The sequence below is a fragment of the Bacillus xiapuensis genome, from assembly GCF_002797355.1.
GTDB classification, from domain to species: Bacteria; Bacillota; Bacilli; order Bacillales; family Domibacillaceae; genus Bacillus_CE; species Bacillus_CE xiapuensis.
In genome coordinates this window covers 343208-357861 of record NZ_KZ454939.1, presented here as the reverse complement: position 1 = coordinate 357861, position 14654 = coordinate 343208, and the positions used below count along the sequence as shown (strand labels likewise).

13 protein-coding genes and 1 pseudogene are annotated in these 14654 nt (G+C 45.3%); 2 read left to right on the top strand and 12 right to left on the bottom strand.

The window, feature by feature from the left end; all coding sequences use genetic code 11:
- Nucleotides 1-70: 70 nt before the first annotated feature.
- The 3 genes and pseudogenes from CEF20_RS17435 to CEF20_RS01780 form a co-directional block, all read right to left on the bottom strand.
- Nucleotides 71-454: pseudogene (locus tag CEF20_RS17435) on the bottom strand (hypothetical protein); the annotation flags it as partial.
- 194 nt (nt 455-648) lie between these two features.
- The gene (gene rlmD, locus CEF20_RS01785; RefSeq protein WP_100330222.1) at nt 649-2028 is read right to left on the bottom strand and encodes a 23S rRNA (uracil(1939)-C(5))-methyltransferase RlmD; all 1380 of its coding nucleotides are present in this window, start codon (nt 2026-2028) and stop codon (nt 649-651) included.
- A gap of 20 nt (nt 2029-2048) precedes the next feature.
- On the bottom strand, nt 2049-2909 hold the full coding sequence (locus CEF20_RS01780) for a DNA-3-methyladenine glycosylase family protein (RefSeq protein WP_100330221.1): 861 nt from the start codon (nt 2907-2909) through the stop codon (nt 2049-2051).
- Nucleotides 2910-3081: 172 nt separating this feature from the next.
- Here CEF20_RS01780 and CEF20_RS01775 point away from each other — a divergent pair, with 172 nt between their 5' ends.
- The gene (locus CEF20_RS01775) at nt 3082-4131 is read left to right on the top strand and encodes a 2,3-butanediol dehydrogenase (protein ID WP_100330220.1); all 1050 of its coding nucleotides are present in this window, start codon (nt 3082-3084) and stop codon (nt 4129-4131) included.
- Between the two features lie 138 nt (nt 4132-4269).
- Here CEF20_RS01775 and CEF20_RS01770 read toward each other — a convergent pair whose 3' ends face one another.
- The 9 genes from CEF20_RS01770 to CEF20_RS01730 form a co-directional block, all read right to left on the bottom strand.
- Entirely contained in the window at nt 4270-6036 is a 1767-nt protein-coding gene (locus tag CEF20_RS01770; RefSeq protein ID WP_100330219.1) for an ABC transporter ATP-binding protein, read from the bottom strand.
- Nucleotides 6017-7717 carry an ABC transporter ATP-binding protein gene (locus tag CEF20_RS01765; protein WP_408607776.1) on the bottom strand — a complete coding sequence of 567 codons (1701 nt, stop codon included), beginning with the start codon at nt 7715-7717 and terminating at the stop codon, nt 6017-6019. The genes CEF20_RS01770 and CEF20_RS01765 overlap by 20 nt, the downstream gene beginning before the upstream one ends.
- A gap of 103 nt (nt 7718-7820) precedes the next feature.
- Nucleotides 7821-9020, bottom strand: a complete 1200-nt coding sequence (locus CEF20_RS01760; protein WP_100331965.1) for an MFS transporter — start codon at nt 9018-9020, stop codon at nt 7821-7823.
- Nucleotides 9017-9445 carry a MarR family winged helix-turn-helix transcriptional regulator gene (locus CEF20_RS01755; RefSeq protein WP_100330218.1) on the bottom strand — a complete coding sequence of 143 codons (429 nt, stop codon included), beginning with the start codon at nt 9443-9445 and terminating at the stop codon, nt 9017-9019. Before CEF20_RS01755 ends, CEF20_RS01760 begins: the two co-directional genes overlap by 4 nt.
- Before the next feature lie 353 nt (nt 9446-9798).
- Nucleotides 9799-10008, bottom strand: a complete 210-nt coding sequence (locus CEF20_RS01750; RefSeq protein ID WP_100330217.1) for a helix-turn-helix domain-containing protein — start codon at nt 10006-10008, stop codon at nt 9799-9801.
- A gap of 9 nt (nt 10009-10017) precedes the next feature.
- Entirely contained in the window at nt 10018-10494 is a 477-nt protein-coding gene (locus CEF20_RS01745) for a DUF2975 domain-containing protein (RefSeq protein ID WP_100330216.1), read from the bottom strand.
- Nucleotides 10495-10697: 203 nt separating this feature from the next.
- Nucleotides 10698-11615 carry a diacylglycerol kinase gene (locus CEF20_RS01740; protein ID WP_100330215.1) on the bottom strand — a complete coding sequence of 306 codons (918 nt, stop codon included), beginning with the start codon at nt 11613-11615 and terminating at the stop codon, nt 10698-10700.
- Between the two features lie 94 nt (nt 11616-11709).
- Entirely contained in the window at nt 11710-12510 is an 801-nt protein-coding gene (locus CEF20_RS01735) for an arylamine N-acetyltransferase (RefSeq protein ID WP_100330214.1), read from the bottom strand.
- A 307-nt stretch (nt 12511-12817) separates the two neighbouring features.
- Entirely contained in the window at nt 12818-13381 is a 564-nt protein-coding gene (locus CEF20_RS01730; RefSeq protein ID WP_100330213.1) for a thioredoxin family protein, read from the bottom strand.
- A gap of 217 nt (nt 13382-13598) precedes the next feature.
- Here CEF20_RS01730 and argC point away from each other — a divergent pair, with 217 nt between their 5' ends.
- Nucleotides 13599-14636 (top strand): N-acetyl-gamma-glutamyl-phosphate reductase, encoded by a 1038-nt coding sequence (gene argC, locus CEF20_RS01725; RefSeq protein WP_100330212.1) that lies wholly within the window; start codon nt 13599-13601, stop codon nt 14634-14636.
- Nucleotides 14637-14654 lie beyond the last annotated feature (18 nt).

Genomic DNA, 14654 nt, shown 5'->3' with positions numbered 1-14654 from the left:
TGTTGCAATTCTTCCAATTTGCTATCAAGGTCATCAGTGGCATTATCATTTTCTTCATTAAATACAGTAGCTATTTTTTCTGTAGCGCCTGGATGAAGGATTCTTTGTTAGTCAAAAGTTCGTTAATAGCCTTGACCACTGAGGTCTGCAATGTCTCCTCATTTATTGTAGGGGCAGTGCATTCAGAGCCCTTTTCCTCCAAACGGCTGACGCATCGCAAAACAATAGACTGGTAACCCCAGCAAATATCACCGAACTGTCCGCCGCAAACAATACTCGATAAAGCATACTTGCTGCTGTTTATAAAGGTAAAATCAATCCGTAGAATTCCACACATTCCCTCGAGTTCATTCGTTGAAAAGTAAATTATGGTTGAATGGACCCTTTTGGAGTTGCAGAAAAACTCGATGTATTCGAACAATGATTTTTTCGCTTCATCTCTCATTTTGTAATTCGTTTCATAAAAGGCTCACGTTTAAGAATACCGTGAAAGGAATCAATACAAGGGTTGTCATAACCTTTAAAGTAGTTGATATGTTTCCTTGAACAATAAAAATAAAAGGTTCCCGGCATCAGCATCTTCGTAAAATAGACGAACGTAAAATGCAATGTCAGGAAACCCTTGATTTATCAGTTTTTTCAGTAGAACTACTTCTCCATCCTTGTCATCAACGCTACACACTCCACATGCGTTGTCATCGGAAACATATCCACAGGCTGAATCTCCAGGGTTTTATATCCGCCGTCCTCCAGCACCCGCAGATCTCTCGCCAGTGTGGAAGGATTGCAGGAGACGTAAACGACTCTCTTCGGTTTCATCTCCATAATGGTTTGCAGCAAGGCTTCGTCGCAGCCTTTTCTTGGGGGATCGACGACGAGAACGTCGGCTGTCATGCCTTGCTTGTACCAATGCGGAATGACCATTTCGGCTTTTCCAACAGAGAATTCGACGTTGGTGATACCGTTAAGCCGGGCGTTTCTTTTAGCGTCTTCGATGGCTTCCGGGACAATTTCTACCCCGTATACCTTCTTCGCTTTTTGGGCCAGAAATAAGGAGATTGTGCCAATGCCGCAGTAAGCGTCAATGACGTTTTCTTCTCCGGTCAAGCCGGCGTATTCCAGCGCTTTGTCATAGAGCACTTTTGTTTGTTCCGGGTTCACTTGGTAAAAGGAGCGTGCGGAGATGGCGAATTGAATATGGCCGATGTAATCGTAAATGACTTCGTTGCCCCAGAGAACCTTTGTTGTGTCGCCAAGGATGACGTTTGTTTTTTTCGGGTTGATATTTTGAATGATCGACGTGATCCCATCAATTTGTTCAGTGATTTCTTTAATGACTTCCTTTTTATGAGGGAAATCCTCTGTGCGCGTAACGAATACGACCATCACTTCTCCGGTGGCTTTGCCGCAACGCGCCATAATATGTCGAAGCGTGCCTTTATGCTTGCTTTCATCATAAGCTTTCACACCATAGCGCTGGCAGATTGCTTTCACTTTTCGAATAACTTCATCGCTTTTTTCTTGCTGGATCAGGCACTGCTCCATATTGATAATGGAGTGGCTCCGCTTCTGATAGAATCCTGCGACTAGGCCGCCGTTTTCTTCGCCGACCGGCACTTGCGCTTTGTTGCGGTAGCGCCATGGATTGTTAGCGCCAAGTACCGGATGGATGGTCACGTCTTTCAGCTTGCCGATTCTCTCCATCACATCGCGCACTTGTTTTCCCTTTGCTTCTAGCTGCCCTTCGTAGGATAAATGCTGAAGCTGGCAGCCGCCGCATTGCGAATAGATCGGACATTCGGGATTTTGTCTGAATGGACTTGTCTTCTGCAATTCGATCAAACGGCCAAAGCCATAGCCCTTATTGAGCTTCGTTGCTTGAATACGTCCCCTTTCTCCGGGCAGTGCACCTGCCACAAATAATGGATAGCCCTCAATTTTAGCAACGGCTTGTCCGTCATGGGTCAGATCTTCGAATTCAACATCAATAATTTCATTTTTTTGCACAGGGGCTGGAATTTTTGCCACGATTCTAATCTCCCTTTTCTTTATTCGACGCTTCTCCATAAGTACAAGGAAGCGTAGCTTAAATATGGTTTCCAAGCTTGGATGTATTGATTCATTTCCTCTAAGCTTGGTTTGTTCTTTAGCTTGTAAAGCTGCTGAACTGCTTTTTGCAAGCCGATATCTGCGATTGGAAATAGATTATCTCGGCCGAGACCGAACAGCAAGAAGTTTTGCGCCGTCCATGGGCCGATTCCTCTAATTTTGACAAGTGTGCCAACGACCTCTTCATTACTCATAAATTCGAGCTCATGCAAGTCCAGCTTGTTATTGGCAATCATCTCCGATAGCCCCACCAAGTATTCTGCTTTTCTTTGGCTAAACTGAAGCTGGCGCAGCTCTTCAACAGGAATTTGTGCCGCTGTTTCCGGGCGGGGATAATGCCACACGCCGTCCTGCTTCGTTCCATAAGCGTGAACAAATCGCTCCGTCAGTTTATGGGCAAATTTCGTATTTAGCTGCTGGTGAATAATGCATTTAACCAAGCTGGCATAGAGGGAAAAATCCAATACGATCGGCGTTCCAAGACGCGCATTAAACAGCTCCTGTAAATCCGTTGATTGAAAATGCTCATGAACGGCCGCTATCGGTGCCTCCCACCGCAAAATCCGGGCCGCTTCCTTTAAACAGGTCCGCTTCGTTTTTAAGGATTTTCCGCTTATTTCAAACAGCGGATGGCGGGTTGTGCCCACCGCTTTTATCGAGATCGTTTCATTCGTCTGGTAAATAGGCAGCCAAAGCATTCGATTTACTAGATCAATGGCATGAAGCGGATCGATGGCCAGACGCTCCAGCACCTGATCAAAATTGTATGGACTGTGTGCCTTCACTATTTCCTTCCACATAAATCAGCCCTCCCGTTCACAGCGTATTATCTTTCACATCATGCCATTATAACACGCCCTGTGTCCAGACAGCACACACCTTATTTTCAGCAAGAGTTTCAAACTATACCAGCTTTAAAAAAAGTGCTAGAATCATAGCGTAGGATAAATTACTTATTTGGAGGGTTTCTTTATGAAAAGTGCACGTTGGTACAAGGCAAAGGATATTCGTGTTGAAAACGTAGAAGAACCTCAAATTCAATCAGGCAAAGTGAAGATTAAAGTAGAATGGACAGGCATTTGCGGAAGCGATTTGCATGAATACGCGGCTGGACCGATTTTCGTTCCGGTAGACAAGCCTCATCCCGTCAGCCAAGATATCGCCCCAATCACGATGGGCCATGAGTTTTCAGGCACCGTCACTGAAATTGGGGAAGGCGTCAACAAAGTGGCCGTCGGTGACCGCGTTGTCGTTGAACCGATTCTGTCCTGCGGAGAATGCGCTCCTTGCAGAAAAGGGAAATATAATCTTTGTGATTCCTTAGGCTTCCACGGCTTATCTGGCGGAGGCGGCGGATTCTCCGAATACACTATGGTGGATGAACATATGGTGCATAAAATGCCGGAAGGATTATCCTTTGAGCAAGGGGCATTGGTAGAGCCAGCAGCCGTGGCGCTTCACGCAGTTCGGCAAAGCAAGCTAAAAGCGGGAGATAAAGCCGCTGTTTTCGGCGTCGGCCCGATTGGCTTATTAGTGATCGAAGCCTTAAGAGCAGCAGGTGCCGCTGAAATCTATGCGGTTGAGCTTTCTCCTGAAAGAATCGCAAAAGCAGAAGAGCTAGGAGCCATAGCTATCAACCCTGCAGAAGTCAATCCGGTTGAGAAATTGCATGAGCTGACAAACGGCGGGGTAGATGTAGCCTATGAAGTAACCGGCGTACCAGCCGTTCTGCAGCAAGCCATTGACTGTACCAACTTTGAAGGCGAAACAGTCATCGTCAGCATCTGGGAAAAAGAAGCATCCGTTCAGCCAAATAATCTTGTTCTAAAAGAAAAAACAGTCAAAGGCATTATCGCCTACCGCGATATCTTCCCTGCCGTGATGGAATTAATGAATCAAGGATACTTTTCAGCCGAAAAGCTTGTCACAAAACGAATCAAGCTAGATGATATCGTTACAGAAGGCTTTGATGCCCTCCTTAAAGAGAAGAACCAAGTCAAAATCCTAGTAAAACCAGAATAAATCAAGCAGCGGGGCGATTCCCGCTGCTTTTTAAGTTGACCCTCGAGCTTTCGGCATTTTCTTTGTCATTTGCAGCCCTTCTCCACTCTTCTTTCTCTTCCGCAGCTTTTAGCCATCTTGTTGACTGACTAGCAGGAATTAACTCCCGACATTTGCCAGCTGTGAATAGTAGCCGCTTTTTTGCATGAGCTGCTGGTGGGTGCCGCGCTCCATAATTTCACCTTTATGAAGAACAAGAATTTGGTTCGCTTGCTTAATCGTATTTAGCCGGTGGGCAATGACGATGCTGGTGCGGCCTTTCATCAGACGAGCAAGAGCCTCTTGAATATGCACCTCTGTAATGGTATCAATATTGCTCGTCGCCTCATCCAGAATTAAGATCGCCGGATCCGCCAAAATCGCACGGGCAATCGCAAGCAATTGCTTTTGCCCTTGGCTGATGCCCATTCCTTCTGACCGAAGCTTTGTTTCATACCCCTCGGGCAATTTCATAATAAAATCATGAGCATTCGCTTTCTTAGCCGCTTCCTCCACCTCTTCATCGGCAGCTCCAAGCCGCCCGAAGCGGATATTTTCTCTTACACTGCCCTCAAATAAAAACGTTTCCTGAAGCACAAAGCCCATCGCCTTTCGCAGGCTTCCCCGAGGGATATCGGCAATATCACGGCCATCAATAAAGATGGCGCCGCTGTCCGGATCATAAAAACGCGCAAGCAAATGAATCATCGTTGTTTTTCCGGATCCCGTTGGACCAACTAAAGCCAGCGTCTGACCGGGTCCCGTTTGAAAGCTTACGCTGCGAATTGTTTCTTTGCCTTGATCATAGGAAAAGGTGACATCCCGAAATTCGATGTTCCCTTGAATGGGAATATCCTTCTCCATCAGAGTCTCTTCCGTTTCCTCCGCTTCGGTATCCAGAATCTCAAACACCCGCTCAGCTCCTGCAATCGCCGACAGCAAGGTATTAAATTGATTGGCTAAGTCATGTAAAGGCCGGGTAAACTGCCGGGAATATTCCGCAAATACGACAATGACTCCCACTGTAATGGTTCCCTTCAGCGCCAGCCAGCCACCCGCAGCAGCAATCATAGCAAAGCTGAGGTTGTTCAGCACATTCATTAATTTAGGGATAAATCCCGAGTACGCTTGTGCCCAAAAACCCGCCCGCTTCAGCTTTTCATTTCGATTGGCGAATTGAGCGGCAATCTGCTCTTCCTGAGAAAATATTTTCACAATGTGCTTGCTGGAGACCGCTTCTTCAATATACCCATTCAGTTCCCCTAAATGCTGCTGCTGTTCTTTAAATTGCTTGCGCGTTCTCTTGGTAATCCACTTCATCCCCATATACATGAGAGGAACGATCAGCAAGGTAATCAATGTCAATATCGGACTAAGCCACAGCATAACCGCCACAGCTCCCGTCAGTGTCAGCAGACTGGAGACAATTTGAATCACGGAACTGTTCAGCGTGCTGCTTACGTTTTCAATGTCATTCGTCATTCGGCTCATCAGTTCCCCATGCTGGCGCTTATCAAAAAATGCCAGCGGCAGCTGATGGAGATGCTCAAACAGCTCTGTCCTCATTTCATACACCGTTTTTTGGGCAATGCCCGCCATCCAGTAGCTTTGCAAAAAACTGCTCAGTGAATGACATATATATACTGCCCCCAGCAGAATAAGCAGAAACAGAAGACCTTGCTGGTCGCCGATCATAATATAGTGGTCAATGGCCATTCCGACAAGAAAGGGGCCGAGCAGTCCCAATGCCGAGCTTGCCGCTACCATGATTACGACAAGAACAAGCAAGCCTTTTCGCCGGGCAAGATAGCCAGCCAGTCGCTTCAATGTTTGAAATAAATCTTTAATCTGCGGTTTCGGCCCTCCCTTAACGATGGGTCTCGGCATACGCGGCCTCCTCCTTTCCATATTGAGAAGCGAAGATTTTCCGGTATAAAGGACTGTGCTCGATTAGCTGCTCATGCGTGCCTGCTGATGAGATCCTTCCCTCTTCCAACAGAATGATCTTATCCGCCTGTAAAGCGGTGCTAATCTTTTGAGTAATCATGAGTGTTGTGCAGGCTTCTTCTTTAAGTGCTGCCATTAAATTTGCCTCTGTTTTCAAATCGAGTGCGCTCGTGCTGTCATCGAGCAGCAAAATGAACGGGTTGCGGATGACAGCTCTGGCAATAGATAATCGCTGCTTCTGGCCACCAGACAGATTCACTCCCTTTTGGCCAATTAGCGTATCAAAGCCATCTGGCAGTTCTTCAATCGTTTCCAGTATTTGCGCGCGGCGGGCCGCTTCCTTTATTTCATCCAATGAAGCTTCTTTCTTGCCCCAGGCAATGTTATCGCGAACCGTTCCTGTGAACAGATGCGCCTCTTGCGGCACAAAGCCAATACACTCCCGTAAGCTTGCTGACTGCACTTGGCTAATATCTTGACCATCGATCCGAATCGTTCCCCTATCAGCTTCAAATAAGCGCGGTATCAAGTAAAACAGCGTCGACTTTCCCGCTCCGGTCGCGCCCATAATCGCCGCCGTCTCCCCTGGCTGTACCGTGAAAGAAATATCCTTCAACACCAATTCTTGACTGCCCGGAAATGAAAACGACACGCGATCGAATTCAATCTTTCCTGCGGCCGGCTTAAAAGGAGTTCCTTTTAAGCGTTGATCGGACTGCTCTTCCGGTTCTTCTAGTAGTTCGCCAATGCGCTCAGCAGAAGCCTTCCCCCGCGAGAACGCCATCATAATAAAAGTGAAAATCGATAAAGAGGTAATAATTCTAGTTGCATAATTCATAACTGCCACCAATTCTCCCGCTGTTGCCGTACCCGCTTGAAATTCAGCAAAGCCCAGCCAAAGAATCACAATTAAGCTGCTGTTCATAACAAATAGCAGTACAGGAGCCGTCGTCTCCACGGTTCTTAACACGCGAATGGATTGCTGCATCAGCTGAGAATTTGCTGCTTGAAAACGAGCGCCTTCATGCTTCCAGCGCAGAAATGCTTTAATAATGCGCATGCCAAAAAGATTCTCTTGAATCACATGATTCACCCGATCCAGCCGCTTCTGCACAGATCTAAACAGCGCCGCGCTTCTCTTTATCATCCGCAGAAGAAATACCACCATGATTGGAATAACCATCACTAATATCAATGTCAGCTTCACATGGACGAGCAGCGCCATTACCGTTCCAAATACGATCACAAGCGGCGCGCGCAGCATGATGCGCAAACTCATAAACACCGCATTTTGCAATTGCGTGACATCATTGGTCATACGAGTGATCAAGGAGGAAGCTGCATATCGGTGATAGCTGGCAAAGGAAAAAGACTGCACTTTCTCCATCATCTTCTCCCGTAAATCAAACCCGTAGTTTTGGCCGACGTGAGCGGCGGCGAAGGAGTTTATAATCCCCGAGGCAAAAGCGAGCAAGGAAGTGGCAAGCATGATTCCTCCCCATTTGTAAATAGCGGAGATATCCTGCTTGACGATCCCCTCATCAATGATTTTCGCCATAAACAGCGGATGTGTCAGTTCCACCGCTAGCTCGACAAGCATTAAAAGCCAAGCCAAAATCATGAACGGCCGGTAGCGCTTTAAATAAGATAGTGCTGTTCGTATAGCGGCCGCCCCCTCTCTATTGATAAAAATTCTCAATTATATTTTTATCAGTATAGACGATTCACATGCTTTTATCAACAGCCTTCCCTGACGTCCGCTTCGGCTGAACGAATAAATAATAAACCATCATTCCCAGCAAAATATAAAAAGAGGAATATAAATATAGCTGGCCTAAGCTCATCATCGTTCCCGCAAGCCCCACTATAAACGACCCGGCTCCAATCCCCACATCAAATAACGACAAGAATGTGGCCGTTGCCAGCGCCTTTTTGGCCGGAGGCGCTTTTTGAATAGCAATCGTCTGAAAGCTCGGGAATAAAGTCCCCCACCCCAGACCGATCAGCCCGGCAGCCGTTAAAAAGACGAGCGCCGTTGACGTTTGACTTAAGAGCAGCATGCCCAAAGCAAATATAACAATAGCGGGATAGATAATGACAGCCGCTCCATACTGATCAAACCATCTTCCAGTAAACGGGCGGGAAAGCAGCAATACTGCGGCGTATACAACAAAGAAATAGCTGGCCGCTTCCGGAAGGTGAAGCTCATTGGCATATACGGAGACGAAAGAAAGCAAGGAAGCGTAAGCCACCGAGAAAAAACAGCCGACTAGCGCTACTGGAATTGCTGAAAACTCAAATAAGTCCCTTGGCCGCAGCTTTATTTTCAGTATAGCCGCTGCACTTGCGGCTTCCTTATGCTCCGATGTCCGAATGATGATTCCCGAGATCAGCGCCAGGCAAGTAACAGCCACAGTCACCGCAAACATCGTCTGGCTGTCCCATTGCTGCATGAGTGTTAATCCAAGAAACGGGCCGATCACCATTGCGAGGTTCATGGACATGACATAATAGCCCATCCCCTCTCCGCGGCGAGAATCCGGGATAATATCCGCCACCATCGCACCTGCAGCCGTTGTGGCCAATCCAAATCCAAGGCCATGGAAAAATCTTAAAGCCAGCATCATTTCAAATGAATCAGGCAGAAAGTATAGCAAGGAAGCGATGAAAAAAATGATTTGAGAGCTAATGAGCACTTTTTTCTTTCCGAAATGCTCAATCCACTGCCCGGCAAACGGGCGGATAATAATCGCCGATAGTAAAAAAAAGGTGGTGACTAACCCGGCTTCAGCCGCCGTGCTGCCCATTTCCTCAAGCGCGTAAACAGGCATGGTCACCAATAAAATATAAAAAACAATAAATAGAAAAAAATTACTAAACGATACGCTGATAAAATCCTTTGTCCATAAAGCTGATTTCCTCATTTGCTTTCTTCCTTCCCTAAAGCCTTCAGCCATTTGGAGATCAGCTGCTGCAACTGCTCCTGATCCTCCTTAGGAAAATTCTCCACCAATTGTTCATTGGCCGCTGCTACTTTCTTTTCCCAAACCGGATATTCAGATGCTGCTTTTTCAGTCAGCTCAATAATCTTCACTCTCCGGTCCTTCCCCGGCACTTGACGGACATAGCCTTGCTTGACAAGCCGCTGAACGGTCCGGGTCATCGGCGGGGCTTCCACTGCCAAATAATCACAAAGCTCTTTCTGTGTTAAACTTCCTTTCTCTTTCAATACATAGAGAACGGACCATTGTGCACTATAAAGCCCATGCGGCTGCAAAGTGAAATTCAATTGCTTGGCCAGCTGTCTGGAAAGCTGATTCACTGCGTGAAATAGCAGATGTGATTTCATTTTTTTCCTCCCTCTTTAGTTACCTAGGTAAATATTATTCCTTAATTGTAGCATAAGGTACGCGCTGGTTGTAAAGAAAAGACGGCTGAATGGCTCTCTAACGAGTTTATTTTTTGGGTGCACAACTTGAAATCTCAATATAAATCGCAGGGGAAATCACTAAAATTTCAAATTATATTTCGCAACAAAATTCACATGAAAAATGGCGATGTCCAGAAAGTGATGGCTCGTCCGAAAAAGTGAAGACATTAAAGCCCAAGAATGCTGTTAAATCAACATTCTTGGGCTTTAATTTTGGATATATATTAGCCGGAATAGAGCTTTTTAGACAGCCCTATTCTCCTTTTTAACGTTTAATCTTCACTTCTATATTCAAGAATATCGCCAGGTTGACACTCCAAGGCCTTGCATATCGCCTCTAAAGTTGAAAACCTAATGGCTTTTGCTTTTCCATTTTTCAATATAGAAAGATTAGACATGGTGATACCTACTTTCTCTGTAAGTTCGGTTACACTCATTTTTCTTTTAGCTAGCATTACATCAATGTTTATAATGATTGCCATTTTACCACCTCAAACCGTTAAATCATTTTCCGATTTTAATTGAATTGCATTTCTTAAAAGTTCTTGAAGAATGGCAGCAAATACAGCAATAACAAGAGCTGCAAACATAATCACAATCCCCATAATGGCAATTCCAGGGTGTAAAGCGTTTAACACAGCTAGAGAAATTACCCCTATTATATATAAAACTAAAATGACTAATGCACAATTCTTTATATATCCTAAAGAAATTACAGACAAATCAGAGAAGGCATTCTCTCCTTTTATATAATTTAAAATTTTTAACGCTTGGTATAAAGCCAGAAAAAATGGTATGGCTGTTAAATATAATCCCAAAAGAACAGGGATTTTCAAATAAGAATACTCAGGATATTCCACCGCTGCATCTCTCGCCAAGTTGGGTAATAAAAATACACATAGTGAAAGTACCGTGAATCCGATAATAAAAATAGTTAGTTTTAAAAAAGTAATTTTATTTTTTTGCATGCCTATACCTTCCTCCTTTTCTTCAATTATAATAAAATATTTATTGTTTATCAATAAATAATTGTTAATTATTAATCAATTTTTATCGTTGAGATATTCTCTTTTTAAAATAAATAACGAAAGAACGCGGAGAGAAAAACGAGTTGTTTTTCTCTCCGCGTTCTTATTTTAGGGGCTTATGAGGCAGCCCCTTTTCATAGCTCTTAATAAATTCTATCTTGTGGACGCAATTGATCGACAGGGGCAAATACCTCGATGTGACGATACAAATTTTCGAAATCGGCCGGTGATGAACCGCCCAGTTCTCCATCGAGATTTATTAACACCTTTTCAGGAGAGGTGATTTTCACGCGGTTCGCCTTCGTGTAGATGACATGATCATCCTGAAGATGTTCTCCGCGCAAAGCAAGACTGGCAATACGGATAAATTCCGGCAGGCTTGTTTTCTTTAGAATTAACACTGAGAACAATCCGTCATTCACAGAGGAATCCGGGGCCAGCTTTTCAAAACCGCCCACTGAATTAGTCAGCGCAATTAAAAACAGCATAACCTCGCCTTCAAACAGCTTGCCGTCATATTCGATAGACACCTGTGAGGCTTTAATCGACGGCAGCATCTCGATTCCCTTTAAGTAATAGGCCATTTGGCCAAGCATGGTCTTTAATTTGCTCGGCACTTCATATGTAAGCTCGGTTAAGCGGCCGCCCCCCGCGATATTGACAAAATAGCGGTCATTCATCCGGCCGATATCCACCGGGATCGTATCGCCATGAATAATGACATCAACAGCGCGCTGAATATCATCCCGAGGAATCTGCAAAGCGCGTGCAAAATCATTCGTTGTTCCCATCGGAATGACCCCGAGCTTCGGCCGATACTCCTGTTCCGCAAGACCATTGACAACTTCGTTCAATGTCCCGTCTCCACCCGCTGCGATCACAATATCATAGCGGCGCTCAACAGCTATCTTCGCCGCTCGCGTGGCATCGCCCTCTGACGTGGTTGCATGAGCGGATGTTTCGTACCCCGCTTCTTCCAGCTTCTGCAGTACTAGCGGCAAGTGCTTCTTGAAAAGCTCACGCCCTGATGTCGGATTATAAATAATTCTTGCTCTTTTCATTTGTATCCATCCTAGTCTTCAATCGATTGTTATGTTTACTTTTTCCTAGGTTCTTTTACGCTTTTTTTATATTACTACGTTTCCAAAAAAAAAGCTATTTTGCAAACAATCTTACGCCCCTTTTTTCCAAAAAGAGAATGGATTCCTCCAATGCTTGCTCGTCCACTTGAAAGGATTCCGCAACCGCCTTCTTCCATTGCTCTTTCTCCTGAAAATGACGGGCTTTAATATGGCGGTAATTGATCACCTTCAGCGTATGATTCCTCAAAAAGTAGCAGTCATTTCCATTAAAGCGGACAGCCGATATCCGGCGCATCGTAATGTTGTGATCCGCATCTTGGTAGGAGGCACAAATGTCCTCCTTCAGCTCTTCTTCCGTGAGCGGAAGCCAATGAATTTGCTTCGTCACAAATGTTTTGCCGTTGGCGCGCCGTTCAAGTAAAAAGTTTTTCTCATTTCGATTGGTAAAAATGATTTCTTCCCCAAATCCATGCAGAACGTGGCGATGCCGGCTTTCTAGCTCAATGGGGCGGATAATAGGGGAACCGTAGCCGACATCGACATAAAACCTTCTCCCCTCCATGATCACCATAATAGCGGCATGCCCCGGCAGCACGCGAACAAACGAGCAAGTAAATCCAAGCCGCTGCAATAGGCGGGCGAAGTTCACGTTTAGTGAATAGCAGGTGCCTCCCCAGCCCCTATCTTCCAAGTTCTTAACATAGACTGAAAAGCTGGGGATATCCCTGTGGTTTTGATTGTAATAATGAAATTTGCTGAACGTTTCATAGGGGATAAACGACAAATGGTGCTGGATCAGCCGCTGCAAATAATTTAAACTCGGTTGTTCCTTTCCAATTCTCAATCGCTGCAAATAGCTGGATACGGCATCCATCCTCTCACCTCCTTCATCCTGGTGTTTATCCATTTTCAAAAAACGAATGAAAGTGAAGCTCCAAACATTGGGGCTTCTTTCGTCCTGCTGAAAAGAAGAATAAAGGCTGCTATCGCAACGCCTTTGTCACCTGCATCGTACAGACCCGAACGAATCAGGCATTCAGGTGCCGTGATTTCCCGCTCAGCCTCTTGCTTCCTCTTCCTTTCTTAAAGGGAGAATCTTGCATGCGGGCTAAACCCCCCTGCAAAGCACTGATCCAGACAAAAAACAGGCCAGGAAGTGCGCTCCCGATGCCTGTCCCTTTTTACAATAGCTTTTCAGTCAATGCCGTCTTTATACTCCGGTACACTTCCTGCCACAATCCCTTTTCATGAAGAAATGCATCCGTCAGTTCGCGAAACATCTCCGTTTGCCGGGCTTCAAAATCTTCATGATCAAGCGGCGGCAAGCTTGAGCGCTTGCTGTTGACCAGCTCCTGCACTGCTGCAGCCCGCGGCCCCCATATCGCTTGCTCTTCCCCCTGTTCATTCATAAAGATCATAATCGGAATCGCTCGAGACGTTCCATTCGTTAAATACTGATCCATTAACTCCAAATTTTCATCCCTATATAGAAAACGGACCTCTATTCCAGCATGCTTGGCCACTTCCAGAAAGATCGGAATGTTCATCATCGCATCCCCGCACCAGTCTTCCGTCAGCACAATCGCCTTTAAATTCTCCTCTTTCAGTCTTGCCAAGAAGGATGCTTCCTCCTTTTGAATGTGAAAGGAAGACTGAATATATTTAACGTTTTCCTGATTTGTTTTCATTTGCTCTATATAATCATCCGGTGAAACTCCTTTTTCAAACCACTCCATCAAATTCATGGCTGCTTCCTCCATATCATTCTTAGAAATCTCATCCCTTATTGGTTATTCGAGATGCTTGATCAAAATCCTTTTTCTGTGTCTCTCTATATTATTATCGCATATTCTACGGATATTTTCTAAAAGTGGTTGATTTCAAGGATTGACAATCTTATAATTATAAAAAAACACTAATAATTATTTAATTCTATAAATAATTATGCAATAGGAGGCTAACATGAAAGCTGCTGTCATTGGTGCTTCTGGCTATGGGGGAATTGAGCTTATACGGCTTTTATCCAATCATCCGGAATTCCACCTTCAATCCATTTACTCTTCAAGCAAAGATCAAGTGCCCGTTACGGAGGATTATCCGCATCTTCAAGATATTTGTGCTTTGCCGCTGGTGCAAATCGAACCGGAAGAAATCACTCAAACAGCGGATGTTGTCTTTCTGGCTGTTCCTTCAGGCGCTTCCGCAAGCCTCGCTCCTCAGCTGCTTAAAAACGGAACGAAAGTCGTTGATTTATCAGGTGATTTGCGCTTGAAAGATCCAGAAAATTATAAAAAGTGGTACAAAAAAGAACCCGCTCTTCCTGCCGTTCTCCAGCAAGCGGTATATGGCTTAACTGAATGGAACCGCGATCAAATTCAATCGGCCAATCTCCTTTCCAATCCAGGCTGTTTCCCCACAGCCGCCCTGTTAGGAATTGCTCCGGCGCTGCAAGCGGAAATCATTGACCCGGCGTGGATCATCATCGATGCCAAATCAGGCGTTTCTGGAGCGGGCCGCGGATTGTCGCAAAACATTCACTTTGCTGAAATGAACGATAATTTTCAAATTTACAAGGTCAATCAGCATCAGCATATTCCCGAAATTCAACAACAATTGAATCTCTGGCATACACAAACTGGTCCGATTACCTTCTCTGCTCATTTGCTGCCTGTTACCCGCGGCATCATGACAACGATTTACGCCCCCATGAAAAGGCGGCTGGACACTCGGGATATCCATCGGCTATATGAAGAAGCCTATGCCCGCGATCATTTCGTGCGAATTCGCCCGATCGGTGAATTTCCGAGTATTAAAGCGGTCACGGGCTCCAATTTCTGTGATATCGGCATGGATGCAGATGAACGGACCGGGCGCCTTACGATAGTCGCTGTCATTGATAACTTAATGAAGGGAGCCGCCGGCCAGGCCGTGCAAAACGCCAACCTCATGTTTGGACTGGAGGAAACGGCCGGATTAAAAAACTTTCCCCTGTACCCATAATCTTAACGTAGGAGGCAA

Coding starts and splice junctions, on each gene's coding strand:
- CEF20_RS01780 (WP_100330221.1), bottom strand. CDS start 2,909: ATGTGGAAGGAAATAGTGAAGGCACACAGTCCATACAATTTTGATCAG.
- CEF20_RS01760 (WP_100331965.1), bottom strand. CDS start 9,020: ATGAGGAAATCAGCTTTATGGACAAAGGATTTTATCAGCGTATCGTTT.
- CEF20_RS01765 (WP_408607776.1), bottom strand. CDS start 7,717: ATGATTTTGGCTTGGCTTTTAATGCTTGTCGAGCTAGCGGTGGAACTG.
- CEF20_RS01755 (WP_100330218.1), bottom strand. CDS start 9,445: ATGAAATCACATCTGCTATTTCACGCAGTGAATCAGCTTTCCAGACAG.
- CEF20_RS01740 (WP_100330215.1), bottom strand. CDS start 11,615: ATGAAAAGAGCAAGAATTATTTATAATCCGACATCAGGGCGTGAGCTT.
- CEF20_RS01730 (WP_100330213.1), bottom strand. CDS start 13,381: ATGAATTTGATGGAGTGGTTTGAAAAAGGAGTTTCACCGGATGATTAT.
- CEF20_RS01770 (WP_100330219.1), bottom strand. CDS start 6,036: ATGCCGAGACCCATCGTTAAGGGAGGGCCGAAACCGCAGATTAAAGAT.
- CEF20_RS01775 (WP_100330220.1), top strand. CDS start 3,082: ATGAAAAGTGCACGTTGGTACAAGGCAAAGGATATTCGTGTTGAAAAC.
- argC (WP_100330212.1), top strand. CDS start 13,599: ATGAAAGCTGCTGTCATTGGTGCTTCTGGCTATGGGGGAATTGAGCTT.
- CEF20_RS01735 (WP_100330214.1), bottom strand. CDS start 12,510: ATGGATGCCGTATCCAGCTATTTGCAGCGATTGAGAATTGGAAAGGAA.
- CEF20_RS01750 (WP_100330217.1), bottom strand. CDS start 10,008: ATGGCAATCATTATAAACATTGATGTAATGCTAGCTAAAAGAAAAATG.
- CEF20_RS01745 (WP_100330216.1), bottom strand. CDS start 10,494: ATGCAAAAAAATAAAATTACTTTTTTAAAACTAACTATTTTTATTATC.